A 26,572-nucleotide genomic window follows, 5' to 3' on the forward strand; every position below is an offset into this window, starting at 1 on the left:
TCCAGTCCGGCGGCACGAAGGAGTACTCGCCCAGGTCGACGGCGAGGTGTGCGACGAGGTCGGCGCGCTGGTCGGCGGAGCGGTCAGCGGCTGTGCAAGGCCGTCACCCGGTCGTGGAGAACCCGCCGGACGCGGGCACGCTCGGCGCGCACCACGTCGGGGTCATCGACGGTGGCGGCGACGCGCCCGATGTGGTCGTGGGCCTCGGCGTACCAGCCGGCGACGACGGCGTCGAAGGCCGACTTCGCACACCAGGCCTCCCAGTCTCCCAGCGCCCCGGCCACGATCGCCTCGGCGGCCGGGATGGCGGCCGCGCGGACCGCGAGGGTGGCATCGCGGTGGGCCTGGACGTCCCCGAGGTCGCGGCGGTCGATGCCGGGATGGTCATCGACCTCGTGGGGCAGGCACACGTCCACGACCAGCAGTTCCGCCGGCGCGGTCCGGCGAGCCAGCACGCCGTCCCACCAGACGGCGTCGAGGTTCCATCCCGGCGCCGCCACGACCACCGCGTCGACAGACGCGACGAGGTCGCCGAGTGCGTCAGCCGGCTGCCAGGAGGCCCCGTGGGCCCGCGCGACCTTCGCGGCACGTGCGCTGGTGCGGTTGACGACCACGCGGTCGGGAACGCCGAGGCGGCGAAGCTGGGCCAGGATCCCCCGGGACGCCACACCGGCCCCGACCACCACGACCTTGTCGGCGCTCGGGAGCTCGGCGGTGACCAGCGCGGCCGTGGCCGAGCCGATCCCTGCGCCGCCGGCCGCCAGCTCGGTCCGGGTGCGCACGCGCTTGCCGGTCCGGACCGCCTCACAGACGAGCCGGTGGAGGACCTTGCCGCAGGTGCCTGCGGTCACGGCCTCGTCGCGGGCGCGCCGAAGCTGGCGGAGGACGTCGACGTCTCCGAGCACCGCGGACTCAAGGCCAGCCGCCACGCGCAGGACGTGGTGAGCGGCGTCGCACCCCGATCGCTGCTCGCGGACGACCTCGGCCGACCCGCACGGTTCCTGTCCCGGTTCCACGCTGACGCCACGGGACTCGAGGACCAGGTGCCAGACGTCGGCGGCGCGGCCACCCTCCGGTTCGGCCAGGACCAGTTCCGTGCGGTTGCAGGTCGCCAGCACCATGGCCTCGCAGCCGGGGAAGGTCGTCGCCACACGCCGCAGCAGAGCCTCGCGCTCCGGGGCGTCGAGAGCCAGGCGCTCACGGACACCCTCGGGCGCGGACCGGTGGTTGACACCCACGATGGTCAGGCGCATGACGGCTCCCTTCGATCCAGTCGGAGGGCACGGGGCGCCGGGCAGGTAGCCGGCGCCCCGTCAGGTGTGGCCGGGTCACACACAACGACACGCTGTCGCCTACGTCTTGGCCGGCTCGAGGACGTGGCCGTCGACGTGGTCGAGGATCGTCAGGAAGCCGGTCCGGTTGTGGCAGTTCACGTACAGGGACGTGGCCGCGTCCTTGGGGATGACCGAGACCTCGTGCCACAGGGACATGTCCATGGGCTCGCCGTCCTTGCCCATCATCATCTCGAAGAACGCTCCGTAGATCTCCAGATGGGTGCGATGCGCACGCGACCAGGTCATCAGGTGCTCTAGTGAGAGGAACCACCCGATCGTGCAGGATCGTTCGATGACGTCGCCGTCGATGGACTGCTCGTCGATCTTGCGGGTCTGGATGCATCCGGTGGCGGGACTGACCGCCAAGTAGTCCACACCCGCGTCCTTGACCGGGCCGACGTTGGCGAAGTAGTCGTCCTTGAAGACCGTGCTCTTGCGCCAGTCCTGCGCGGTACGGATGAGACAGACGTTGCCCGGCACCGGCACCTCGATGCGCTTACCCTTCGTGTCCACCTCGGTCGGGGTGTACTCGAAGAGCTCGCCGTCCAGGTCGTCGTGCTCAGAAGCCGTGATCCGGTCCCGCGCTGACCCCCAGTAATCGTGCACCTTGGTGGGGCCGACCTCGACGTGCTGGGCGATGCCGGGGGTGTCGTACTCCTTGGGGTCATGCGGTGTGTAGAGCGTCTCGATGTGGTCGCGGGGAATCACGGCCGTCTCGCGGTAGTAGCCGACCGGACCCGAGAGCGGGCGGGAGCTCCAGAACTCCTGCACCGCCGGCTGAGCCGACCACCGGGCGTAGGCCTCGGGGTCGAACCAGTAGACCATCAGCGTGGCGTGTGCGTATCCGTACGCATCCACGAACTGGCCACGGTCGAGCACCGTGGGGACATCGCCTTGCTCGACGAGCGGGATGATCTCACCAAGGGCCGAGTTGGCCTCATCCAGTGTTGGCGCCTGTGCACCGAACTGGGCGAACAGGATCTCGGTCACCCCCTCCGGGTAGGTCGTCGACCACATCTCGAACCGGGGTTCGGTGTCGGTCACGCGGACACTCCGTGGCATCGTCAGCCTCCTGCGTTGATTGGCTCGGCGAGCCGACGCTAAGGGCCGGTGGCGCGGCGTCCTTGACCCTCCGCGACACCCTGTTGGCGTCCAGCGACAACCTTCGAGCACCGAGGCCGGAGCCCCGTCGTTGGCAGCTAAACTGCCGGACATGGACGACGCGGCAACCTCAGATCAGGGGATCGAAACCCTGCGCGCCGGGAACCTGCGCGACTGGACCTCAGTCATCCGCGACCAGTTCGTCGCCCTCAACGTCGCCCCCAGCAACTCGTCCGAGCTCGTCGGCGCAGTGCGATCTCGTCAGCTCGCCCACCTGGGGGTAGCGGAGGTCGAGTCCACCCCGCAGATGTTCGAACGCACCTCACGGCTCGTCTCACGCAGCGCGGCGAACGTTCTCCAGATCGGTCTGGTGAGCCGCGGGGCTGGGCACCTCGTCCAAGACGGCCGGACCTGCAGCCTGGGTCCGGGTGACTTCGCGATCTACGAATCCTCACGCCCGTTCACCTGGACGTTGACCGGCGACTGGCGCCTGCTGGTCTACACCTGGCCCCGCGAGATGGTTCCGCTCCTCGGATGTGATTCCCAGCGGCTGACCGCGCGGCTCCTCGGCGCCGAGTCAGGTGTCGCGCGGATCCTGTCTCCGATGCTCACGGGGCTCATGCAACTCGAGTCCGGGTTGTCCCCGACGATCTCCGCACGACTCGCGGACGAGTGCGCCGAGCTCACGATCACTGCCGCCTGGGAAGCGGCCGGACTGGCCGACGCTGACGCGACCTCCGTCGAGCACTTCTGGATGGTGCGCAAGTACATCGAGGAGCGCCTGCAGGACACCGACCTGAATCCACAGACCATCGCGGATGCGTTCTGCATCTCGACACGGACGTTGCACCGCATCTTCGCCAAGCAGGGGACCACCGTGGCCTCCTGGATCCGATCCCGCAGGCTCGAGGCCTGCCGCCAGGCCATGACGTCCCCGGGATCACGCATGCGATCGTTGACCGAGATCGCCCTTGGCTACGGCTTCACCGACTCGGCGGCGTTCAGCCGGGCATTCAAGTGCCAGTACGGCGTGAGCCCGAGTCGTTACCGCAGCCAACTGCACTGACCCCGAAGCCGTCCGAGGTCTCTCAGCTTCTCCCGCGTCGACCCTGGCGTGTAGCCAGCCTTCTCCCATCCCGGCAGGTTCGACCAGACAGGTCCGCTATCATGTCAGCGCACACTGACAGAGGATGGCATGAACGAGAACCTCCCCTTCAACGCCTTAGCGGATCCCGTGCGCCGGTCGATCCTCTCTGTTCTGGCAGACCGTGGCGAGTGCAACGCGGGGTCACTCGCCGAGCAGATCCCGCAGGTGGGTCGGACCGCTGTATCGATGCACCTGCGGGTCCTCCGCGATGCCGGCCTGATCAAGGAGCGCCGTCAGGGCCGGTTCCGCTACTACTCCGTCCGGCCGGACGGGGTGGTTCAGGATGTCATCGAGACGCTCCAGTCGATCTTCCAGATCTCCCTGGACGATGCGAAGGCGGCTGCCGAGGCCACAGAACCCGGTGCTGCCCGCAAGACTTCCTAGGGACGGAGACGCGATGGGCGCTCTGACGCTCAGTGCGCACCAGACGATCGATGCGCCGGTGGCGCAGGTCTTCGACTTGCTGGGCTCGTCGTCCGAAGCCGGGTGGGTCTTCGGCGCGGATGTCCAGGACCTGTCGGTGGGCAGCACGATCGCCCTCTTAGCCCCTGTGGGAGGTACGAGCGGCCAGTCGGTGGAGGTGCTCGGTCGGATCGCGGTTGTGGATGCGCCCCGTCGCATCGAGATCGTCCATCACCAGCCGTGGCGTGGTCGCCTTCGGCTCACGTTGACGCCTCAAGGGCTTGGTTCGACGACCGTGCGTCTGGTCGCCGAGATCGACGAGGCCGGTGTCGAGTGGCTCCTGCGGCATCGAGGGTGCGATCTGTCGGGGCGTGACGTGGTGGGTGGCCACCCGATCGGCCTCCTGACCTCGAAGTCAGGGCCGGGTAGCACGTTCGCTGCCGCCACGGAGTTGCTTGCCGAGATGGCTGTGGACGAGGTCAACGCGGATGGCGGTATCGGCGGGGCCACCTTGCGTCTGGTCGTGGGTGACGACAGGACCGACCCGGGGATGGGCGTCATCGAGGCGCATCGCCTCGCCCGGGCCGGCTGTCGGGCCATCCTGGTAACGACGACCTCCGCCACCTACCGGCCCGTCGCGCGGGCATTGGCCGGGCACGGGATCCCCGTCATCCACACCTGCATGAACGAGGGCGGACTGACTGGTGAGCTGTCGGTGCGTCTGGGCGAGCGGCCAGGGGAGCAGCTGCGCGCGGCCTTCGAGGCGCTCGGCCGTCGAGCCCGCCGACGATGGTTCCTGGCGGGCAACAACTACGTGTGGCCTCGGGCCGTGCACCGGGCGGCCACGACGATGATCCCGGGCATGGGGGTGGGACAGGTCGTGGGCGAGGCGACGGCGTCGCTGGGCACGTCCGATTTCTCACGACTGATCGAGCAGATCGATCGTGCCCGCCCGGACTTCGTGTTGTCGTCGTTCGTCGGAGCGGATCTCGTCAACTTCGAGCGGCAGTGCCACGAGCTGGGCATGCGGGATCGCTGGAGGTCGTTGGCGCTGACGTTGGACGAACCGGTGCGTGCGCGCATCGGTGGCCGCGCGGCCTGCGGGATCCTCGGCGTGGCCGGCTACTACGAGAGCCTCCCCGACGATGGGAACCGCCGGTTCCTGGACGCGTACCGGTCGCGGTACGGCCAGCTCGCACCATCGATCGGCTCCATCTCGGAGTCGGTCTACGACGCGGTGCACCTGTACGTGGACGCTGCCCGCCGTCGTTCCCGAGGTCCGCTCGATCTCGTCGATCATCTCGTCCGCGCACGGATGTCCGGGCCACGGGGCGATGTCGCCGTGCGCGGACGCGACGCCACCAACCAGCAGCTGTTCCTCGCGACGGCCACCGAGGTCGGGCTCGACCTCGAGGAGGTGCGTTCCACAGCCTGACCTCCCACCGTCACGTCAATATGTCACGAACTATTGACATGAAGACCCGATCCTGGTTGGATCCACGTGGGATGTCGCGCACGCGGCTTCGGAGCAGCTTGGGAGGATGCGGTGGGTCGACCTGTCGGCAGCCAGTGCCCGTAGTGCCGGACGATCTCGGCCCGGGAGACATCTTCTGGAAGGGGCTGATCGGACCCAGCAGAGAACCGATGTCAGTCCTGAGCGGCAGTGAGGAGGGAAGATCATGTCAGGCGTCCTGTCAGAGGCCTCAGGCCCGACCACCGCACCACTGATCGAGGACACGATCGGCGTGCTGCTGGAGCGCGTGGTCGCTCGCCACAGTGACCGTGAAGCGATGGTGGATCGCCCGAGCGGACGCAGGTGGACCTACGCCGAGCTTGACCGCGACGTTGACAAGATCGCGCTCGGACTCCTCGACCTCGGGGTCAACAAGGGCGACCGCGTCGGGCTCTGGGCAACCAACGTGCCGGAGTGGACCCTCGTGCAACTCGCGACGGCCAAAGTCGGCGCCATCCTCGTCAACGTCAACCCGGCCTACCGGACGCACGAGCTTGCCTACGCCCTGCGCCAGTCAGGGTGCCGACTGCTGGTTGCCGAGCCGGAGTTCAGGGGTTCGTCGTCCACCGAGATCGTGGCCAGCGTCCGCGATGACCTGCCCGACCTCGAGCAGGTCATCTATCTCGGGTCGCCAGAATGGGATGCGCTCGCCGGCACCGAGGCGACCGACACGACGTCGCTGCGCGAAAGGATGGGTCGGCTCTCGGCGCACGACCCGATCAACATCCAGTACACATCAGGGACGACCGGGTTCCCGAAAGGCGCGACCCTCTCCCACCACAACATCCTCAACAACGCGTACTTCACCGGCCAAGGTTGCGGGTACACCGAACAGGACCGCGTGTGTATCCCGGTCCCCTTCTACCACTGTTTCGGCATGGTCATGGGCAACCTCGGCGCTATCACCCACGGTGCGACCATGGTTATCCCGGCGGCCTCCTTCGACCCCTCGGCCACGCTGCGTGCCGTCCAGGACGAGCAGTGCACCAGCCTGTACGGCGTCCCCACCATGTTCATCGCCGAGTTGGCGCTGTCGGACTTCTCCTCCTTCGACCTTGCTTCGCTCCGGACCGGGATCATGGCTGGGTCGCCCTGTCCCATCGAGGTGATGAAGCAGGTGATCACCGACATGGGGTGTGCCGAGGTCACCATCTGCTATGGGATGACCGAGACCTCCCCCGTCTCGACCCAGACCCGAGTCGACGACGACATCGTCCGACGCACGAGCACCGTGGGTGTCGTGCATCCCCACGTCGAGGTCAAGATCGTCGACCCGCACACGGGTGACACGGTTCCACTCGGCACCGCCGGTGAGTTCTGCACCCGTGGCTACAGCGTCATGCTGGGCTACTGGGAGGAGCCCGAGAAGTCCGCTGAGGCGATCGACACCGAGGGCTGGATGCACACCGGTGACCTCGCCACCATGGACGCCGACGGGTACGTGAACATCGTCGGTCGCATCAAGGACATGGTCATCCGCGGCGGAGAGAACCTGTATCCACGGGAGATCGAGGAGTTCCTGTTCACCCACCCCTCGGTCTCCGACGCCCAGGTCGTCGGGGTCCCGGACGAGAAGTACGGCGAGGAGTTGTGCGCCTGGGTGCGGTTGAAGGACGGCTGCACCGAAACGCAGGAAAGCATCCAAGAGTTCTGCCGCGGCAGGCTGGCCCACTTCAAGATCCCCCGGTACGTACTTCTCGCCGACAGTTTCCCGATGACGGTCACCGGCAAGATCCGCAAGGTCGAGATGCGCCAGCTCAGCGTTGAGCGGCTGGGTCTCGGCGCGGCAGCATCCACACCCACAGCATGACCCACGTCGGCAGCACCTGGTGCCTGCGGCGGAGGCAGCACGGGTGGACCACCCGTCCTCGATGCTTCGCGGACTGCGCTCCTGGCGCGAGCAGCATCCAGACATCGCTCCTCGAGCGGTGCTGACCGAACGGGCCGTGCCGACGCGGCCGGGTGGGCCGGCCGGTGGTCATCACCATCTCGTCGACCCCCACCCGTGGCGGGCGCACCGCGGGGACGAGTTCGACCACCGCGACCACCTTGGGGAGGTGTTGGTCAACGGGGGACCACGCTGAGGCACGCCTCACCCATGTCCGTGAGGAGGCGTTCGAGCCCCGGGGTCCCTGGCGCCTGATGAGCCGCCGAGTTGATGAGCCCGAAGCAGGCCTGCGCTCGTGCTCGATGGGACGGCAGTTGGAGTCGCGGATGGATGGTTGCCAGGACTCCCGCCCACACGTCCAGATACTGACGCTGCAGATCGCGCACCCGGCGCCGGGGCTGTTCCTGAAGGCTGTCGAGGTCCCGGTACTGGATCAGGATCAGGTCGCGGTAACCGAGTGCGAACCCGACGTGGAACTCGATCAGGCGACGCAGTTGGGTCTCAGGCGGCCTGCCCTTGTGCTCCTGTTGCAGTTCGAGGGCATTGTCGAGGAGATACTCGCTGATCCCGACGAGCAACTCGGCGAGGATCTCCTGCTTGTTCTTGAAGTGCTTGTAGATGGCCGCACCCGAGACGTCTGCGCCGCTGGCGATGTCGCGGATGCCCACGCCGCGAAAGCCGTGCCGAGCGAAGAGCGCCGATGCCGCCCGCAGGAGCCGGTCTCGGGTCGACTCCTCGCCGGCCGCCGTGATGTCGTACGGACGCATACGTCTCCGAGCTGGAGGGGCGGCAATCCTAGACACTTGCGCGGGAGGTGATCGATCGTTAACCTCTTTGAGGTGAACAACTGATCACCACCAGTGATCACCACCAGGAGACGATGACACGTGAACATGGTGTACGGGTCGGCACAGCGGGCCCAGGATCAGGGGTCGCTGTCGTTCGCCCTGACGCCGGAGCAGGAGGAGTTCCGGAAGGTCGTCAAGGAGTTCGCGGACACGGTGATCGACCCGGTGGCGGGGGAGCTGGCCGAGGCGGGCGAGTTCCCCACCGACATCGTCAAGCAGATGGGGCAGATGGGGCTGTTCGGCATCCCGTTCGAGGAGGAGTGGGGTGGCATGGGTGGGGACTTCCTGACCCTGTGCCTGGCGATCGAGGAGCTCGGGCGGGTCGACCAGTCGTTGGGGATCACGCTGGAGGCGGGGGTCGGGCTCGGGGCGGTGCCGCTGCACATCTTCGGCACCGACGAGCAGAAGCAGCGGTGGCTGCCGGAGCTGTGCCGGGGGGAGCGCATCGCCGGGTTCGGGCTGACCGAGCCGCACGGCGGGTCGGACAACTGGGGCACGGCCCGGACCCGGGCGGTGGAGGACGGTGACGACTGGGTGATCAACGGGTCCAAGGCGTTCATCACCAACGTGGGAACCGAGATGTCGTCGATCGTGACGGTGACGGCGTGGACGGGCGAGCAGGAGCTGTCGGCGATCATCGTGCCGACCGCCACGCCGGGGCTGACGATCGCCCCGCCGTACCGCAAGGTCGGCTGGCACGCCTCCGACACCCGTGAGCTGTCCTTCGACGACGTGCGGGTGCCGAGGGACAACCTGCTGGGGGAGCGGGGCGCGGGGCTCAAGCAGTTCCTGTACACCCTCGACGACGGGCGCATCGCGATCTCGGCGCTGGCCGTGGGGCTGATCCAGGGGTGCGTGGACGAGTGCGTCCGCTACGCCGACGAACGTGAGGCGTTCGGTAGGCCCATCGGCAAGCACCAGGCGGTGGCGTTCAAGATCGCCGACATGGAGGTCGCCGCCCAGACCGCCCGGTTCATGTACTGGAACGCCGCGTGGCGCAAGGCCCAGGGCCTGCCCTACAAGAAGGAGGCGGCGATCGCCAAGCTGTACTCCTCCGAACAGGCCGTCACCGCCGCCCGCGAGGCCACCCAGGTGTGGGGCGGCATGGGCTTCACCACCGAGACCCGCGTCGGCCGCTTCTACCAGGACGCCAAGATCCTCGAGATCGGCGAAGGCACCAGCGAGATCCAGCGGATCCTGATCAGCAGAGAGTTGGGCCTGTGAGGGGGGCCGGTCTCGCGGGCTCCGCTCCGGCCTTCACGTCGGTGCGCCCGCCCTCGGGCGGGCACGACTCCCCCTCCTTCGCCGGCGTTCCGGCGGCGGGCGCACCGGCGAACCTCCAGCTGACCAGCGCTGTCGACACGGACTGCGACGCCTTCGCCACGAACACGGCCCACCATCGGGCGCTGGCCGCGGACCTGCAGCGGGTGTTGGCCGACACGGCGAAGGGTGGGCCGGAGCGGTCGCGGGTGCGGCATGTGGAGCGGGGCAAGCTGTTGCCGCGGGATCGGGTGGAGGCGCTGCTGGACCCGGGCACGCCGTTCTTGGAGCTGTCGCCGTTGGCGGCGCACGGGATGCACGACGGGGACGCGCCTGGGGCGGGGATCATCACCGGCGTGGGTCGGATCGCGGGCACGACGTGTGTGGTGGTGGCCAACGACGCGACGGTGAAGGGTGGGACCTACTACCCGATGACGGTCACCAAGCACCTGCGGGCGCAGGAGGTGGCCCGGGACAACCACCTGCCGTGCGTGTACCTGGTGGACTCGGGTGGGGCGTTCTTGCCCGAGCAGGATCGGGTGTTCCCGGATCGGGAGCACTTCGGCCGGATCTTCTACAACCAGGCGACCCTGTCGGGGATGGGGGTGCCGCAGATCGCGGTGGTGATGGGCTCGTGCACTGCCGGGGGTGCCTACGTCCCGGCGATGTCGGACGAGTCGATCATCGTCAAGGAGCAGGGCACCATCTTCCTGGGCGGTCCGCCGCTGGTGAAGGCCGCTACCGGCGAGCAGGTCACGGCCGAGGAGCTCGGCGGCGGGGACCTGCACGCCCGCACCTCCGGGGTGGTGGACCACCTCGCCGTGGACGACCGCCACGCGTTGCAGCTGGCCCGGGACGCGGTCGCCAACCTCAACCGCACCCACCAGGTGCCGGTCGCCGTGGCCACACCGGAGCCGCCGATGTACGACCCGGCCGAGCTGTACGGGATCATCCCGACCGACGCCCGCCAGCCCTTCGACGTGCGCGAGGTGATCGCCCGGATCGTGGACGGCTCCCGGTTCCACGAGTTCAAGGCGCTGTACGGCGACACGCTGGTGTGCGGGTTCGCCCACCTCGAGGGCTACCCGGTCGGGATCGTGGCCAACAACGGGATCCTGTTCTCCGAGTCGGCCCTGAAGGGGGCGCACTTCATCGAGCTGTGCAACCAGCGGGGCATCCCGCTGGTGTTCCTGCAGAACATCACCGGGTTCATGGTCGGCAGGGCCTACGAGGCTGGCGGGATCGCCCGCGACGGCGCCAAGATGGTCACGGCCGTGGCCTGCTCCACCGTGCCCAAGTTCACCGTGGTGATCGGCGGGTCGTTCGGGGCGGGCAACTACGCCATGTGCGGCCGCGCCTACAGCCCGCGGTTCCTGTGGACCTGGCCCAACGCCCGCATCTCGGTCATGGGTGGGGAGCAGGCCGCCAACGTGCTGGCCACCGTCCGCCGCGACGCCCTCGAGGCCCGCGGCCAGGCGTGGTCACAGGAGGACGAGGCGGCGTTCAAGGCCCCCATCCGCGACCAGTACGAGACCCAGGGCCACCCCTACTACGCCACCGCCCGCCTCTGGGACGACGGCGTGCTCGACCCCGTCGACACCCGCACCGCGCTGGCCCTGGGCCTTTCCGCCTCCTTCCACGCCCCCTACGGCCGCCCCGACTGGGGCATCTTCCGGATGTGACGATGATGTTCGATCGTGTGCTGGTGGCCAACCGGGGTGAGATCGCCCGCCGGGTGATGCGCACGTGTCGTGCCCTGGGGGTGCGGACGGTGGCGGTGTTCTCGGACGCGGACGTGGACGCCCCGCACGTGGCCGAGGCCGACCATGCCGTGCGGCTGGGGCCGGCGCCGGCCACCGAGTCGTACCTGGACGTTGAGGCGGTGGTAGCCGCGGCGGTGGACTCGGGCGCGCAAGCGGTGCATCCGGGCTACGGGTTCCTGTCGGAGAACGCGACGTTCGCGCAGGCGGTGATGGACGCCGGGCTGGTCTGGGTGGGCCCCTCGCCGGCGTCGATCCGGCTGATGGGCGACAAGGCCGCGGCCAAGGCCCGGATGCGGAAGGCCGGCGTGCCGGTGGTGCCCGGGGTGGACGCCACCGCGATGGACGACGAGCAGCTGGCCGCGGCGTGCGAGGACGTCGGGTTCCCGCTGCTGCTCAAGGCGGTGGCCGGCGGTGGCGGCAAGGGCATGCGGCCGGTCCACGACGGATCCGAGCTGGCAGAGGCGATCGCGGCGGCCCGGCGGGAGGCGGCCGGGGCGTTCGGCGACGACCGGCTGATCGTGGAACGCCTGATCGGCCGGCCGCGGCACGTGGAGGTCCAGGTGTTCGGCGACACCCACGGGCAGGTGGTGCACCTGTTCGAACGGGACTGCTCGATCCAGCGGCGGCACCAGAAGATCGTCGAGGAGACTCCCTCCCCCTCGATCGACGAGCCGATGCGCACCGCGATGTGCCAGGCGGCGGTGGAGGCGGCCCGGGCGGTGGACTACGTCGGCGCCGGGACGGTCGAGTTCATCGTGGACGCCGACACAGGCGAGTTCTTCTTCCTGGAGATGAACACCCGCCTGCAGGTCGAGCACCCGGTCACCGAGCTGGTCACCGGGCAGGACCTGGTGGCTTGGCAGCTGCAGGTCGCCGCGGGACAGCGGTTGCCGTGCTCGCAGGCACAGCTGGTCCAGCACGGCCACGCGATCGAGGTGCGGGTCTACGCCGAGGACCCTGCCGCGGGGTTCCTCCCGCAGACCGGCACGGTGACCCGGTTCGACGTGCCCGACGCCCCGGGGGTGCGGGTCGACGCCGGCGTCGAGTCGGGCACGGTCGTGGCGCGGTTCTACGACCCGATGCTCGCCAAGCTGGTCGTGCACGCCGACGACCGGGCGGCGGCGGTGGCCCGGATGAGTGACGTGCTCGCCAGCACCGTGTTGCACGGGGTGCGGACCAACCTGGCGCACCTGGCCGAGGTGGTCGCCACCGACGCGTTCGCCGCCGGGGAGGTCGACACCGGCTTCCTCGACCGGCACCTGCCCGACTGGACACCCCGGGCCGCCGACACCACCGAGCTGGCCGCCGTCGCGGCCGTCATCGCGCACCACTCCTCGCCGGTCGCCGCCCCGACGGGCAGCCGTTATCGGGATGCGGCGGAACGGGGCGTTCGACCGGCGGAGCGCGATCCGAGCGATCCGTGGGGGCGCCTGGGCCCGTGGCGGCTCGGGCCAGCCGGCGGCACCCCGGTGCGACTGGTCGAGGGCGAGGCCGAGCACCTGGTCCGCGTCCGCGGACGCGCCGACCGGCTGTCGGTCACCGTGGACGCCGGCCTGGACGACCCCACCGCCGCGGACGTGACGCTGGACCACGACCCCGACGACCACGGCCGGACCGTCGCGACCGTGGACGGTACCCGGGTGCCGCTGGCGTTGACCGTCGAGCCGGGTTGGGACGGCGACCAGCAGGTGTGGGTCCACGTCGGTGGCCGGACCGTGCTGCTGGACCGGCGCCCCGTGACCCACCACGCCGACAACACCGCAGTGGGCGGGGTCGGGACACTGGCCTCCCCGATGCCCGGAGCGGTGATGGAGGTCCGCGTGGCCGAGGGCGACCGGGTCACCGCCGGCCAGGTCCTGCTGCTGGTCGAGGCCATGAAGATGGAGCACCCCGTCACCGCCCCCACCGACGGGACCGTCACCGTCCTGCACGTCGCGGCCGGGGACGCCGTCGAGGCCGGCGCCGCGCTGGTCGAGGTGACACCAGACGACGAGCAGGAGTGACCATGGGGCTGCCCGAGGCCGTGACCGTCGTCGAGGTCGGCCCGCGCGATGGGCTGCAGAACGAGCCCGGCGTGGTGCCCACCGAGGTCAAGGTCGGGTTCATCGATCGGCTCGCCGCCACCGGCCTGACCGTGGTCGAGGCCACCTCGTTCGTGCACCCGCGGTGGGTGCCGCAGTTGGCCGACGCCGCCGTCGTGCTCGCCGGCATCACCCCGCTCGACGGGGTCCGCTACCCGGCGCTGGTGCCCAACGAGACCGGCTTGGACCGCGCGCTGGAGTCGGGGGTCGACGAGGTTGCCGTGTTCGGGGCCGCGTCGGAGGCGTTCTCGCAGCGCAACCTCAACCGGACCATCGACGAGTCCCTGGCCATGTTCGCTCCGGTCGTGGTTCGTGCCACCGACGCCGGGCTGCGGGTGCGCGGCTACGTGTCCACCGTGCTCGGCTGCCCCTTCCAGGGCCAGGTGCCCCAGGACGACGTGCTGCGCGTCACCGCCGCCCTGCTCGACCTGGGCTGTCACGAGATCTCCCTGGGCGACACCATCGGCGTGGGCACCGCCGGGCAGGTCCACGACCTGCTCGACCACCTCGCCCCACACACCGGCCTGGACCGGCTCGCCGTGCACATGCACGACACCTACGGGCAGGGCCTGGCCAACACCCTGGCCGCGTTCGAAGCCGGCATCACCGTGGCCGACGCCTCTGCCGGCGGGCTCGGCGGCTGTCCCTACGCCCCCGGTGCCAAGGGCAACCTCGCCACCGAGGACCTCGTCTGGGCACTGGAACGCTCCGGCGTCCACACCGGCGTGGACCTGACCGCGCTGATCGACACCATCGCCTGGATGGCCGACCAGCTCGGCCGACCCCCCGTCTCCCGCGCCGCCCAGGCCATCCTCGCCAGGCGCGACGCCCGCCCCGACGACCCCTACTACTGCTGAGGAGCCTCGTGGATCAGACCGACGCCGAGCTGCTGTGGAGCCCGCCAGCGGACGTGTGGGCGACTTCGCGCCTGGGGCTGTTCGTCGCCGCGCACCGGCCGGAGGCGGTGGGTGACTACGAGGCGCTGTGGCGCTGGTCCGTCGAGGACCTGCCAGGGTTCTGGCAGGCGGTGTCGGACTTCTTCGACCTGCAGTCGTCCACGCCGGTCGACGAGGCCCTGTCCGATCCGTCGATGCCCGGGGCGTCCTGGTTCGACGGGGCGCGGGTGAACTACGCGGCGCACATGCTGCGTGGCAACGGGCTCGCGGACGGCGACGTCGCGGTGGTGGCCGAATCACAGACGCGCGCGTCCGTGACGTGGAGCCTGGGTGAGCTGCGCGAGCAGGTGCACCGGGCAGCGGCCGGGTTGCGGCGCCTGGGGGTGGGGCAGGGCGACCGGGTCGGGGCGTACCTGCCCAACGTCCCCGAGGCGCTGGTGGCGTTCCTGGCGACGGCGTCGCTGGGAGCGATCTGGTCCTCGTGCGCACCCGAGTTCGGCACCCGCAGCGTTGTCGACCGGTGGTCGCAGATCCTGCCGTCGGTGCTGCTGACCGTGGACGGGTACCGGTACGGGGCCAAGGCGATCGACCGGACCGGCGAGGTCGCCGAGATCCGTGCCGCGCTGCCGTCGATCCAGCACACGGTCCTGCTCGGCTACCTCGACCCCGACGTGTCGTGGGACGGGTGTGTCGGCTGGGACGAACTGGTGGCCGACACCGACGCCCCGGCGACGTTCGTCGACGTGGCGTTCGACCACCCGCTGTACGTGCTGTACAGCTCCGGGACCACCGGGCTGCCCAAGCCGATCGTTCACGGCCACGGCGGGATCCTGGTCGAGCACGCCAAGTCCCTGGCGCTGCACCTGGACCTCGGCCCCGGGGACCGGTTCTTCTGGTTCTCCACCACCGGCTGGATGATGTGGAGCTACCTGGTGTCCGGGCTGCTGGTCGGCTCGGCGATCGTGCTGTTCGACGGCAACCCCGGCCACCCCGACCTCGACACGCTGTGGTCGCTGGCGGAACGCACCGGCACCACCTACATGGGCGTGTCCGCCCCGTTCTTGATCTCGTGCTACAAGGAAGGGCTGACCCCCGGGACCGACCACGACCTCACCGGCGTGCGGGCGATGGGGTCCACCGGGGCGCCGCTGCCCGCCGACGGGTTCCGATGGGTCTACGAGGCCGTCGGCGATCACCTCCAGCTCGGCTCCGTGTCGGGCGGCACCGACGTGTGCACCGCCTTCGTCGGCTCCACCCCGGTCCTGCCGGTGTACGCCGGGGTGATCCCCTGCCGCATGCTGGGCTGCCGCGTGGAGGCCTACGACGACGACGCCCAGCCGGTCATCGGCACCCGGGGAGAGCTGGTCATCACCGCCCCGATGCCGTCCATGCCGGTGGCGTTCTGGGGCGACGACGACGGCGCGCGCTACCGCGACGCCTACTTCGACACCTTCCCGGGCGTGTGGCGCCACGGCGACTGGATCACCATCCACGACGACGGCTCGTGCGTGATCACCGGCCGGTCCGACGCCACGCTCAACCGGGGCGGGGTCCGGCTGGGCACGGCCGAGTTCTACGCCGTGGTCGAGTCCCTGCCCGAGGTCGCCGACTCCCTGGTCGTGCACCTCGAGGACGACACCGGCGGCATGGGCGAGCTCGTCCTGTTCGTCGCCTGCCGCGAGGGCCACGACCTCGACGAGGACCTGCGCGGGCGCATCACGTCGGCCCTGCGGGCCCAGCTGTCCGCCCGCCACGTCCCCGACACCATGGTTCTCGTGCCGGCCGTGCCCCGGACCCTGTCGGGCAAGAAGCTCGAGGTTCCCGTCAAGCGGATCCTGGGCGGCACCCCACCCGAGGAAGCCGCGTCGAAGAGCGTGCTGGCCGATCCTGACGCGCTGGCACCCTACGTCGACTGGGCCAAGGATGCGTTCCGATAGGGGACCAGCGTTGGCGGTAGACGCGTTCGGGCCACGTCGGCGCCCCGGCAGGGCACTCCAAGTCCAGCCCGTCCAGTGCTGTGTGCGCTTCAGCCGGTCGTAGCCTCTCAGTCGCGCAGGGCCTTGCCGGCCGAGCGGACGCGGGAGGTCGTGAATGGCTGGGCCATCGCCTCGGAGGGTCGCAAGACCTTCGCCGGGTCCGCCATCCACGCAGCGAACGGGGACCTCATCGCGGTGGCCTCATCGATCTGGATCCACCCGGCCGAACGTTCCTGACCCGTCCGACCGAGGATGACCACCTTGCCGACCGACAGCCACCCCGAGGGTGTCATGCGTTACACCGCCTTCTCGCGCGATCCTGCAGCCGGCAACCCCGCAGGCGTGATGATCTCCTCGCGCCTGCTGGCCGAGCAGGACATGCAGCGCATCGCTGCTGAGGTCGGGTTCTCCGAGACCGCGTTCGTCGCGCCTCGCGCTGACGGGGACGGGTACGACGTCCGGTACTTCAGCCCGGCGGCCGAGGTCCCGTTCTGCGGGCACGCCACGATCGCGACAGCCGTCGCGATGGCCGAACGCGACCCGACCCTCGAGCACGTGCGTCTCAGCACACGGTCCGACGTCGTGCCCGTCGCCGTCCGGCGAGGGACCGATGGCGTCACCGCCACGCTGACCGCACCCCCGGCCAGCCACGGTCCCGTCCTGGACCGCGTGCTCGACGAGACGCTCGGCATCTTCGGGTGGGACCGCGGGGTGCTCGATCCGCGACTCCCCACGAGCGTGGCGAGCGCCGGGGCGAACCACCTCGTCCTCCCGGTCGCCACGCGGAGGACCCTCGCCGGGATGGCGTACGACTTCGAGGCGCTGCGAGCCGTCATGCTGCGGGAGACGTGGACCACCGTCAGCGTCGTCCACCGGGCGGCGCCGGCGGTCTTCCACGCGCGTAACGCCTTCGCCGTCGGTGGCGTCGTCGAGGATCCGGCGACCGGTGCCGCGGCGGCTGCCCTCGGCGGCTATCTGCGTGACGCCGGCCTGCTCACCGCCCCAGCACGCGTGACGATCCACCAGGGGGAGGACATGGGACGGCCGAGCCTCCTCCTCGTCGATGTCCCCCCGGCACCCGGGGGCATCCAGGTAACCGGTTCGGCCGTGAGGATCCCGGTGGTCAGCAGCTGATCGCGGGCCACGCCCGAACGGCGTCCGGGCGGTCCCCTGGTGCCACGAGCCGGCCGGTGGTGCATGATGCGGCGGGGGCCGTCGGCTGGGGAGGTCGGGGTGCCGGAACTGCTCGAGCGGGAGGCCGAACTCGCCGTCCTGGCCGAGGCCCTGTCGGACGCCTCGGCCCGTCACGGATCGGTGGTGCTGATCTCCGGCGAACCCGGCATCGGCAAGACGAGCCTGCTGCGCGCCTGGGCGGCCGACCGCGGCGATGCGCGCATCATGCTCGGCTGGTGCGACGACTTCCTGACCAGCCGGACCCTGGCGCCCTTCCACGACATCGCACGTGACGAGCGCGGCCCGATCGCAGCGGCGGTGGCGGCGTCCGACACCGGCGCGCTCTTCGACGCGCTGCTCGAGCAGTTCGCCAACCCCCTGCGGCCGACCCTCCTGATGATCGAGGATGTCCACTGGGCCGACGAGGCGACGCTCGACGTGATCCGGTACGTCGGCCGCCGGATCGCGGAGCTCCCGGCGGTGGTGGCGATCACCTACCGGGACGACGAGCTGACCGCCGACCATCCGCTGCACGGTGTGATCGGCGTGCTGCCGAGCCAGCACGTACGGCGACTGCGGCCCCGGCGCTTGTCGTCCGCGGCCGTGTCGACCCTGCTGGACGGCAGTGGCCTGGACGCCGAGGAGGTGGCGCACCTCACCCGTGGCAACCCCTTCTTCGTCACTGAGACCGTGCGGTCGGGCGGCGGGACGCCGGGCAGCGTGTCGGACGCGGTCCTCGCGCGGGTGCGGCAGCTACCGGCGTCGACCCGCGCGGCCGTCGAGCTCCTGTCGGTCGTCCCGAACCCGATGCCGCTGGGGCAGGCCGCGGCCCTCGTCGCCCCCGCCGACCTGGCGTTGGCCGAGCAACGAGGGCTTCTCCAGGTCGAGGCGGACCGGATCGGGTTCGTGCACGAGCTCGCCCGCCGGGTCGTCCTCGAGTCGCTCCCACGCTCGGCCCGCCGGACCCAGCACGCCGCGGTCCTGGACCACCTGCTGGTGCGCTGGGAACCCGACCTGGCGGGGCTCGGCCCGCCGGCTGAACTGGGCCGAGCGGACGAGAACGCACGGCGTGCAGCGCGCGTCGGGCAGGCAACGGACGGTGCCGCCTCGGTCTCCGCCCTCCGACGCATCCGGTCGGCGATCCTGCACCACGCGATCGAGCTCGGCCGCTCTGAGATCGTGGCGCGTCACGCCCCGGGCGCGGCCCACGATGCCTTCGTCGCCGGCGCACACCGGCAGGCGCTCTCGCACCAGGAGGCCGCGCTACGGACCGTTGCACTCCTCGCCCCCGCCGACCTGGCACGCCTGCTGCTCGAGCGCGCCTGGTCGCTGCAGACCTTCCGACGGTTCGCCGAGGGGCTCGACGCCGCCCGCCGCTCCGCCGAGATCTACGGCGAGCTCGGCTGGGATCGCGAACGCTGCCGCGTCCTGATCACCCTGTCGCGCCTCGCCTCGCTGACGGTGCGGTACGACGAAGCGGCGGCCTGGCTCGCGGAAGCGGCCACCATGCTCCCCGACGACGAGCCTCACGTCGCGGCGGAGCTGGAGGTCAACCGGCTGACCGTCCTGCACATGGTCGGCCGGCACGAGGACGTGGTCGCGGCCGGCGACGCTGCCTGCGCGCAGGCACGCGCGGTCGCACGGTCCGACCTCGAGGCGCACGCGGAGAACTACGTCGGTGGCTCGATGGTGCTCCTCGGTGACGTCGAGCCCGGCCTCGAGCGGGTAGGGCGGGCCGTGGTGCTCGCCGAGGACGCGGGATGGACGGAGGCTGCTGCCCGGGCGCACATGAACCGCGCGATCTGGTGCGTCACCTCGCGTCGCTGGGACGACGCCGAGGGCGCCATCGACGCCGCCATCACGTTCTTCGACGATCACGACCTCCCGGGCCACCGCGTCAACTCGCTCACGCAGTTCGCGACCAGCGCGCTGTTCCGTGGCGACTGGAAGACCGCCGCCGAGACCCTGGACGCGGTCGAGGCGTCGATCGCTCGGGGGCGTCTCCGTGACCGGTCGCCGGACCGGACCACGTTGGCCGAGGCGATCACGGTCGGCCCACGTGCCTTGCTGGCCGTGCGGCGCGGGGCTGACGACGTGGACCGCGTGCTCACGGAAGCATGGGCGCTGGCGCTCCATGTGGAGGCGGCGCCCTACATCGTTCCCGTCGCCTGCGCGGCGATCGAACTCGCCTGGTCGCGTGGGCGTCCCGCTGACGCGACCCCCTACCTCGACCTCGCTCTCGATGTCGCGGGCGACACCCTCTACCGGGGATGGCTCGCCTGGCGGCTGCCGTTCGTGGGTGTCACCGGTGGCGTGACCACCTCGCTCGAACCGGAGGCGACGTCTCTGCGCGGCGACTGGGAAGCGGCGGCACGGGGCTGGGGAGCGCTCGGGATGCCGCACGAACGAGCCATGGAGCTGCTCCGCGCGGGAGCGGTCGACGAGACGCTCGAGGCGCTGGGGATCCTCGACCACCTCGGTGCGCGGCCGGCTGCCGCGGTGGCACGCGCGCAGCTCCGCTCGCTCGGCCACACGCGCGTCCCGCGAGGTCCCCAGGAGGCAGCACGGCGGAACCCCGCCGGTCTGACCGACCGCCAGCTCGAGGTGCTGCAACTCGTCGCGCAGGGGCGGACCAACGCACGGATCGCCGAGGATCTGGTGGTATCGATCCGCACGGTCGACCACCACGTGAGCGCAGGACTGCACAAGCTCGGGGTCTCGGGCCGGCACGAGGTCGCGGCGGCGCTGGAGCGGCTCCACACCCCCGGGGCGACGGTCGACGGCTGAGCGTGGTCTGCAGCTGGCGGTCAGCGCAGCCATGCGCTCGGAACTGGTCTACCTGCGGTCGCGTCCCCTCCCGTCCACACCTAGGTGGACCGTCGACTCGACATGGGTGATGCCTACCGACGAGGTGCGCGCAGCTCCGGGCGACGCTGGGTCCACCGCAGCACCCGCCCCCGAGAACCAACCGATGAGAACCAACCGATGAGGAGCAACCGATGAGCACCGCTACCCACAACCGCGTCGCTCGCAACGGCGTCGACGTCCCCACGCTGTTCGCCACCCTCGATGTCGTCAAGGGGGCACCCGAGGCGGCGAAGTTCCAGTTCCGCGCCACCAACCGGTGGGTGAGCGGGACCCACAGCCAGACCACCATCTCCGGGTTCTACGGAGCGGGTGAGGAACGCCAGCACGTCAAGACCTTCGTCCACGACGCCGACCACCCCGAGGTCCTCGTCGGAGGCGACCACGGCACCGTCCCGGTCGAGTACCTCCTCGTCGGGTTGACCTCCTGCCTGACGGCGGGCATCGGCAACATCGCCTCCGCACGCGGTGTCGACCTCTACTCGGTGGAGTCCACCATCGAGGGCGACATCGACCTCAACGGGATCTTCGGCTTCGACCCCGGGACCCGCAACGGCTACCAGCAGGTGCGGGTGCACTTCGACATCCAGGGGGACGCACCCGCCGCGGTCCTCGAGGAGATCGTGGAGCAGTCGCGCCAGCGCTCCGCGGTCTACGACGTGATGACCAACGGCATCCCCGTCACCGTCGACGTCAGCGCCGGCTGACCCGCCCGGCCAGCGATCGGCCATCCGGCCGCACCGGTGAGATCCGGGGCGGCCGGTCTCCACACCTGGAGGTCAGCGCAGCCTGAACCTCCGGTCCACCACGGGAGCACCCGGCATGACCACCCTCGACGTCCGCGACCTCGGCACCGTCCTCGGGGTGTGGGCGCACCCCGACGACGAGGCCTTCCTGTCCGCCGGCCTGATGGCCCGGGTGACCGACGGTGGTGGTCACGTCGCCTGCGTGACCGCCACCCGCGGCGAGCGGGGGACCTCGGACCCGGGTGCCTGGCCCCTCGAACGCCTGGGGCGCCGCCGGGCCGTGGAACTGCGCGCCTCCCTCGCCGCCGTCGGCGTGAGCGACCACCGCTTCCTCGGCTACGTCGACGGCACGGTGGCGGACGTCGACCCGCAGGAGGGGATCGAGCGCATCGGCGCGATCCTCGATCAGGTTCAGCCGGACACCGTCGTCACGTTCGGCCCGGATGGCATGACCGGGCACGACGACCACGTCGCGGTCTCGGGCTGGACCACGCAGGCCGTCGCCGCTGCGGGCCGTCCGATCCAGTTGCTGTACGCGACCACCACCGCCGAGTTCACCCACCGCTGGGCAGCGGTCAACCGTGACCTCGAGGCGTTCGCCCCCGGCCTACCGCTCGCCACGCCCGCCGATCGGGTCGCCCTCGAGCTGCACCTCGACGCGGACGAGCTCGACCGCAAGTTGGTCGCACTCGCGGCGCAGTCGAGCCAGATGGTCCCGCTCATCGCTCGCCTCGGCGAGGAGGTGCTCCGCCGGTGGTGGGGCACGGAGTCGTTCACGGAGGCGTCGACGTCGAACCTCGGCGGGCGGCACCGAGGAGTCTCCGACACGCGGATCGGGGGCTTCAGCTCCCCGGTTCAGGAGGTCCTCCGGACCTAGGTGGTCGGTCCGACGCTCGATGGCCACGGTCCGGCCGCGCGGGGCGTGTCTCGATCTCGCCGTGGTCAGCGTCCACCAGGTGCGGCATGATGGTGTCGGGCACGCTCGTTCCGGGTGGAAGGCCACGTCGCTGATCCTCGAACGAGACGCCGAGGTCGACCTCCTACGGTCGACGCTGACCGATGCCGACCGCGGTCACGGTTCGGTCGTGCTGATCGCCGGCGAAGCGGGCATCGGCAAGTCCAGCCTCGTCCAGGCGTGGCGCGAGCAGGCGCCGGCGGACGTCCGTGTGTGGGTCGGCCTGTGCGACGACTTCCTGACGAGCCGCACCCTGGGACCGTTCCGCGACATCGCGCGCCACGCACAGGGGGCGATCGCCGACGCGGTGGGCCGGTCGGACACCTCGGCCGTGCTCGATGCGGTCCTCGACGAACTGGATCATCCGCTGCAGGTGACGCTGCTGGTGCTCGAGGACGTCCAGTGGGCGGACGAAGCGACGCTGGACGTCGTCCGCTACGTCGGGCGTCGGATCGCCGGCCGTCGGGGCGTGATCGCCGTCACCTACCGCGACGACGAGGTGGGTCCGGAGCATCCGCTGACCGCCGTCCTCGGTGTCCTCCCGAGCGAGGCGGTCCACCGGGTGCATCCCCGCCCGCTGTCGCCGCCCGCGGTCGCGCTGCTGACAGCGAGCACCAGCCTCGACCCCGAGGCGGTCCTCCGGGTCACGGCCGGGAACCCGTTCTTCGTCTCGGAGCTCGCCAGGGATCCCGCGGGGATCCCGACCAGCGTCGCCACGTCCGTCATGTCGCGCATGCGCTCCTTACCGGCGGACGTTCGCGCTGCCCTGGAGCTGTTGTCCGTCGTCCCGCGGCCCGTTCGGACCTCGTTCCTGGAGGCGGTGCTGCCCGACACGACGGTGCTGGCGGCGGCGGAACAGCGTGGACTCTGGAGCATCGAGGACGACCACGGACGTTTCCGCCACGAGCTGACGCGACAGGCGGTCCTGGATGCCCTGCCGACGAGCATCCGGCGGCGTCACCACGGGACCGTCCTCGACCGGTTGCTCGACACCGACGCGGATGCGGACGCGATCTTGCACCACGCCGTCGTGGTCGGACGCGGCGAGGTCATCGTCCGCTACGGCACGATCGCCGCGGCCGAGGCCTACCGGGCAGGGGCGCACCGGGAGGCGGCCCGGCACCAGGAGCACGTGCTGGCCCAGGCTCACCTGCTCGACGACGACGCTCGGGCCCAGCTGCTCGAGGAGCACGCCTGGTCGCTGTATCACCTCCACCTGCCGCCCCGCGCGGTCCAGGCTGCCCGTCAGAGCGTCACCATCCGCCAAGGTGTGGGGCCTGCCGATCGGCACGCCAGAGCCCTGTGCACGCTGTCCCGGATGGCGTACCTCGACAACGATCCCGCCGAGGCGACCGCCGCCTCGGAGCGCGCGGTGGCCGTCGCCGGCACGACGCGCGACGCTGAGGCGCTGGCGGAAGCCCGACTGGCTCGAGCGAGCCTGGCCTCGCTCCTCGATCGCCGGGACGCCGCCCGCGCCGAGCTGGAACAGGTGCTGGTGAACGCCGTCGAGCTCGGCAGGTCCGACCTCGAGTCGCTGGCCCTCAACTACCTCGGCACCTGTGGCCCGGCGCCGGGCGAAACCCGCGAACTCACCGCCGACCGCTTCGTGCGGGCCATCGCCATCGCCCGGGAGGGTGGCCACCTCGAGGCTGCAGGGCGGGCGTACACCAACCTCGTCAGTGAGCTGGCCTGGCACGGCGACGATCGCCGTCTGCCGGGCTGGTACGAAGAAGCCGTCGCCTTCACCAGCGACCACGACTTCCCCTCGTTCCGGTTCCACATCCGGAGCCAGGGCTGTCGTCACCTCATCGCGGTCGGTCGGTGGTCGGAAGCCGAGGCGACGCTGCGGCAGCTGCTGGAGGACGCCCCGGACGCCGGGGTGCTCGAGCTGATGGTCCTCGAGGGCCTGGCGCGGGTCCTGATCCGCAGCGGCGGCCCCGACGCGGCGGACGTGCTGGATCGAGCGTGGCGGATCGCCGTGCAGAGCCAAGCGGCACAGCACACCGGCGCCGTCTGCGTGCTCCGGGCCGAGATGGCGTTCCTCCACGGCGACCTGCAGGAAGCCCAGCGCATCGGTGAGGAGGCGCCGCTGGCGGAGCTCGAACCCTTCACCCGGGGCGAGCTCCTCGTCTACCTGGCCCGGGCCGGTGCGGCGGTCGCTGACGGGTGCGGGCCGGCCGCAGCGCCCTGGGCGCTGGTCCTCGCCGGAGACGTCCTCGCTGCAGCCGAGGCGTGGGCGGCGGTCGACAACCACTACGAACGGGCCTTGGCGCTGCTGGCGACGGACGACGAGGCCCACCTCCTCGAGGCCGTCCAGGTGCTCGACCGACTCGGTGCCGCGCCAGCGGCCACGCTCGTCCGCCGACGGCTCCGTGAACTCGGCACGCGTCGTATCCCACGCGGGCCGGCCGACGTGACACGCAGCGATCCGTTCGGGTTGACCGCACGGCAACGCGAGGTCCTCGATCTCCTCGGCGAAGGGTTGACGAACGCGCAGATCGCCGAGCGGCTGGTCGTGTCCGTGCGCACGGTCGACCACCACGTCTCGGCCGTGCTGCAGAAGCTGGGTGTGGCGAACCGCCAGGGTGCCGTCGAGGTCGCGGCCGGACCGTGAGGCCGCCCGTCCCGACGGCGTCCACGGACGATCCGCAGCGGTCACCGTTCCGAGGGGGGCTGCAGGCTCATCCACCCTTCCTGCTCCGCGAGGCGCGCGAGGCCAGCTTCGAGCACCGGTCGGACGTCACCTGAGGGTGCGACCTCGTCGATGGTCACCACGTCGGTGATGCCGCCGGGGCGGGGCCGGAACGTCAGCAACCCCGCCGGCTCACCGTCGCGCTCGGCGACCAGCGCGGGGAGCCGGGTCGGATGCTCGGGGTCGTCCGGCATGCCAGGCCCGTGGCGGTCACCGAGGAACCTCGTCGCCCAGGGACGGTCCTCGATCCCGACCTCGCGCACGCCGTCGGCCAACCACACCGTCGTGTCCGCGACGGGCCAGACGACACGGAAGCGTTCGAAGGCGACCTCCAGCTCGTCCGGCTCGGCGACCCCTTGTCGTGCGAAGTAGCGGCGGTGGCCCTCGAGCCAGTCCTCGTAGGTGCGCTCGTACTCCCCCTCGTCCCAGGCGAAGGCGGGATCGACCGACGCCAGCCGGCCGATGCGCACCTCCGACGTCTCCATCACGTAGCGACCGACACCGCGTCCGTCGAGCAGGCCCCAGCACTGGCCGGGTTCGGGGAAGGGCTCCTGCGATCCGAGGAGCTCGGCCACCGAGCCTGCCGTCGCCCGCTTGGTGCCTCGTTCGACGAACGCGAGCAGCTCGTCCGCGAGCTCGGTCGAGTCGCCGAACGCGAACGCGCCGGCCAGCGAGCGCCCCGAACGTCGCTCCAGGTCGTCGATCTGCTCCCGGTCCGCCGTCACGGGTGGCCTCCTCAGCGCGGTGCGTCGCCGCTCTCGTGCGCGTTCCACAGCTCGATGAACCGTTCGTGGGCGGCGGTGGTTGCCTCGACGTCGCCCGTCGCCAGGACGTCGATGAGCAGGCCGCGCGCGACGGCCATGCCCAACCGGAGCTGCGCACGGTCCTGGGTCGCCCCGACCGCAGCGGCCGCGGCCTCGGCCTGATCGAGCCAGGGTTCGACCAGGTTGTCGCGGAACTCCTCCGTGCCGGGGCGTCCGGCGAGAGCCATCCCGAGGACGTCGAAGAACAGACGGACGAAGGGTGCGAGCGCGGGGTCGCTGACCTGGGCCCACGATCGACGCTGGAGGTCCGTCGCGCTGTCGGCGGCACCCGCGAGTTCGGCCAGGGCGGTGCGCTGCTGCGACTCGATGTGGGCCGCGATCTGCGCGACGAGCCCCTCCCGCGTACCGAAGTGGTAGAGGAGCATCCGGTGGCTGGTCCCAGCGCCGGCAGCCAGCGCCCGCAGGCTCTGATCGGCCAGCCCCGTGTCCGCGACGTACGCGATGACGCGCTGCAGCAGTTCCTCGCGGGGTTCCAACGGGGGACCTCTCCGACAGCTTGGCAGGATGTGTACCAGATGGTACACATCCTGATCGGGGTCCCGCTGATGGAGCGCGGACCAACGAGGACGGAACGACCGTGGAGATCACCGACACCACCACCCTGGACGCGACGATCGATCAGGCGTGGGCGCTCACGCTCGACATCGAGGCGCTACCGAGCGTCACCCCGACCGTCACGGCGGTCGAGCGGCTCGAGACCGGCCCGGTGACGGTGGGCAGTCGCGCGCGCCTGTCACAGCCTGGTCTGCGGCCGCTCGTGTGGACGGTCGAGGAGGTCGAGGCACCCCACCGGTTCGCGTGGTCAACCCGGTTGCTCGGGGTGCGCATGGTCGGCGTGCACGAGCTGGCGTCGCTCGACGAGGGGAGCTGCCAGCTCACCCTGCGGCTCCAGCTGGAGGGGCGCGGGTCGCGGGTCCTCGGTCGGCTCGGACGTCGCAGCCTGCAGCAGACCCTGGCGACTGAGTGCGCCGGCTTCCAGCGGGTCGCGGCGTCGTCGGTGGCCTGAGGCCGAAGCCTCCCGGCGTGTCGGCGACGCCAGGAGGACCCGATGCTGGCCCCGAACTGTCCCACCCTCGGCACCGCGTGACCGCCGCCCGGTTGGGGGCGC

At 70.8% G+C, this 26,572-nt stretch carries 20 protein-coding genes; 15 read left to right on the plus strand and 5 right to left on the minus strand.

Annotation, left to right across the window (positions count from 1 at the left end; genetic code table 11):
* Positions 1–83 precede the first annotated feature (83 nt).
* Both NITAL_RS22820 and NITAL_RS22825 read right to left on the minus strand, forming a co-directional pair.
* Complete coding sequence (locus tag NITAL_RS22820) at positions 84–1,253, minus strand: glutamyl-tRNA reductase (protein WP_052668594.1); 1,170 nt, start codon at positions 1,251–1,253, stop codon at positions 84–86.
* 99 nt (positions 1,254–1,352) lie between these two features.
* The gene (locus NITAL_RS22825) at positions 1,353–2,378 is read right to left on the minus strand and encodes a phenylacetaldoxime dehydratase family protein (RefSeq protein WP_052668595.1); all 1,026 of its coding nucleotides are present in this window, start codon (positions 2,376–2,378) and stop codon (positions 1,353–1,355) included.
* A 169-nt stretch (positions 2,379–2,547) separates the two neighbouring features.
* On the opposite strand from NITAL_RS22825, the gene NITAL_RS22830 reads away from it, so the two are divergent.
* The 4 genes from NITAL_RS22830 to NITAL_RS22845 all read left to right on the plus strand — a co-directional run bounded on the left by NITAL_RS22830 (position 2,548) and on the right by NITAL_RS22845 (position 7,307).
* Positions 2,548–3,501, plus strand: coding sequence for a helix-turn-helix domain-containing protein (locus NITAL_RS22830; protein ID WP_083441922.1), 954 nt, complete (start codon positions 2,548–2,550; stop codon positions 3,499–3,501).
* Between the two features lie 129 nt (positions 3,502–3,630).
* Positions 3,631–3,966, plus strand: coding sequence for an ArsR/SmtB family transcription factor (locus tag NITAL_RS22835; RefSeq protein WP_052668596.1), 336 nt, complete (start codon positions 3,631–3,633; stop codon positions 3,964–3,966).
* Positions 3,967–3,979: 13 nt separating this feature from the next.
* Positions 3,980–5,419 (plus strand): ABC transporter substrate-binding protein, encoded by a 1,440-nt coding sequence (locus NITAL_RS22840; protein WP_052668597.1) that lies wholly within the window; start codon positions 3,980–3,982, stop codon positions 5,417–5,419.
* 244 nt (positions 5,420–5,663) lie between these two features.
* Entirely contained in the window at positions 5,664–7,307 is a 1,644-nt protein-coding gene (locus NITAL_RS22845) for an AMP-binding protein (protein ID WP_052668598.1), read from the plus strand.
* Between the two features lie 254 nt (positions 7,308–7,561).
* Here the strand turns inward: NITAL_RS22845 and NITAL_RS22855 are convergent, their stop codons facing one another.
* Positions 7,562–8,152 (minus strand): TetR/AcrR family transcriptional regulator, encoded by a 591-nt coding sequence (locus NITAL_RS22855; protein ID WP_052668600.1) that lies wholly within the window; start codon positions 8,150–8,152, stop codon positions 7,562–7,564.
* A gap of 126 nt (positions 8,153–8,278) precedes the next feature.
* On the opposite strand from NITAL_RS22855, the gene NITAL_RS22860 reads away from it, so the two are divergent.
* The 10 genes from NITAL_RS22860 to NITAL_RS22905 all read left to right on the plus strand — a co-directional run bounded on the left by NITAL_RS22860 (position 8,279) and on the right by NITAL_RS22905 (position 24,562).
* On the plus strand, positions 8,279–9,457 hold the full coding sequence (locus NITAL_RS22860; RefSeq protein ID WP_052669986.1) for an acyl-CoA dehydrogenase family protein: 1,179 nt from the start codon (positions 8,279–8,281) through the stop codon (positions 9,455–9,457).
* Between the two features lie 119 nt (positions 9,458–9,576).
* Positions 9,577–11,175: a carboxyl transferase domain-containing protein gene (locus NITAL_RS22865; protein ID WP_052669987.1), complete on the plus strand. Its 1,599-nt coding sequence runs from the start codon at positions 9,577–9,579 to the stop codon at positions 11,173–11,175.
* Between the two features lie 2 nt (positions 11,176–11,177).
* Positions 11,178–13,259, plus strand: coding sequence for an acetyl/propionyl/methylcrotonyl-CoA carboxylase subunit alpha (locus tag NITAL_RS22870; protein WP_211262618.1), 2,082 nt, complete (start codon positions 11,178–11,180; stop codon positions 13,257–13,259).
* Between the two features lie 2 nt (positions 13,260–13,261).
* The gene (locus NITAL_RS22875; protein WP_052668601.1) at positions 13,262–14,194 is read left to right on the plus strand and encodes a hydroxymethylglutaryl-CoA lyase; all 933 of its coding nucleotides are present in this window, start codon (positions 13,262–13,264) and stop codon (positions 14,192–14,194) included.
* An 8-nt stretch (positions 14,195–14,202) separates the two neighbouring features.
* Positions 14,203–16,170 carry an acetoacetate--CoA ligase gene (locus NITAL_RS22880; protein ID WP_052668602.1) on the plus strand — a complete coding sequence of 656 codons (1,968 nt, stop codon included), beginning with the start codon at positions 14,203–14,205 and terminating at the stop codon, positions 16,168–16,170.
* A 291-nt stretch (positions 16,171–16,461) separates the two neighbouring features.
* The gene (locus tag NITAL_RS22885) at positions 16,462–17,343 is read left to right on the plus strand and encodes a PhzF family phenazine biosynthesis protein (RefSeq protein WP_052668603.1); all 882 of its coding nucleotides are present in this window, start codon (positions 16,462–16,464) and stop codon (positions 17,341–17,343) included.
* A 99-nt stretch (positions 17,344–17,442) separates the two neighbouring features.
* The gene (locus NITAL_RS22890) at positions 17,443–20,169 is read left to right on the plus strand and encodes a helix-turn-helix transcriptional regulator (protein WP_052668604.1); all 2,727 of its coding nucleotides are present in this window, start codon (positions 17,443–17,445) and stop codon (positions 20,167–20,169) included.
* A 212-nt stretch (positions 20,170–20,381) separates the two neighbouring features.
* Positions 20,382–20,954 (plus strand): OsmC family protein, encoded by a 573-nt coding sequence (locus tag NITAL_RS22895; protein ID WP_052668605.1) that lies wholly within the window; start codon positions 20,382–20,384, stop codon positions 20,952–20,954.
* Positions 20,955–21,069: 115 nt separating this feature from the next.
* The gene (locus NITAL_RS22900) at positions 21,070–21,870 is read left to right on the plus strand and encodes a PIG-L deacetylase family protein (RefSeq protein WP_052668606.1); all 801 of its coding nucleotides are present in this window, start codon (positions 21,070–21,072) and stop codon (positions 21,868–21,870) included.
* A 19-nt stretch (positions 21,871–21,889) separates the two neighbouring features.
* Positions 21,890–24,562, plus strand: a complete 2,673-nt coding sequence (locus NITAL_RS22905; RefSeq protein ID WP_052668607.1) for an ATP-binding protein — start codon at positions 21,890–21,892, stop codon at positions 24,560–24,562.
* 41 nt (positions 24,563–24,603) lie between these two features.
* On the opposite strand, the gene NITAL_RS26780 is transcribed toward NITAL_RS22905, so the two are convergent.
* Both NITAL_RS26780 and NITAL_RS22915 read right to left on the minus strand, forming a co-directional pair.
* Entirely contained in the window at positions 24,604–25,365 is a 762-nt protein-coding gene (locus NITAL_RS26780) for an ASCH domain-containing protein (RefSeq protein WP_211262619.1), read from the minus strand.
* An 11-nt stretch (positions 25,366–25,376) separates the two neighbouring features.
* Positions 25,377–25,940, minus strand: coding sequence for a TetR/AcrR family transcriptional regulator (locus NITAL_RS22915; protein WP_052668608.1), 564 nt, complete (start codon positions 25,938–25,940; stop codon positions 25,377–25,379).
* A gap of 101 nt (positions 25,941–26,041) precedes the next feature.
* Between NITAL_RS22915 and NITAL_RS22920 the strand changes: the two genes are divergently transcribed.
* Positions 26,042–26,470, plus strand: coding sequence for an SRPBCC family protein (locus NITAL_RS22920; RefSeq protein WP_052668609.1), 429 nt, complete (start codon positions 26,042–26,044; stop codon positions 26,468–26,470).
* The last annotated feature ends 102 nt before the right edge of the window (positions 26,471–26,572 follow it).

Origin of the sequence: Nitriliruptor alkaliphilus DSM 45188 (genome assembly GCF_000969705.1) — a bacterium.
GTDB classification, from domain to species: domain Bacteria; phylum Actinomycetota; class Nitriliruptoria; order Nitriliruptorales; family Nitriliruptoraceae; genus Nitriliruptor; species Nitriliruptor alkaliphilus.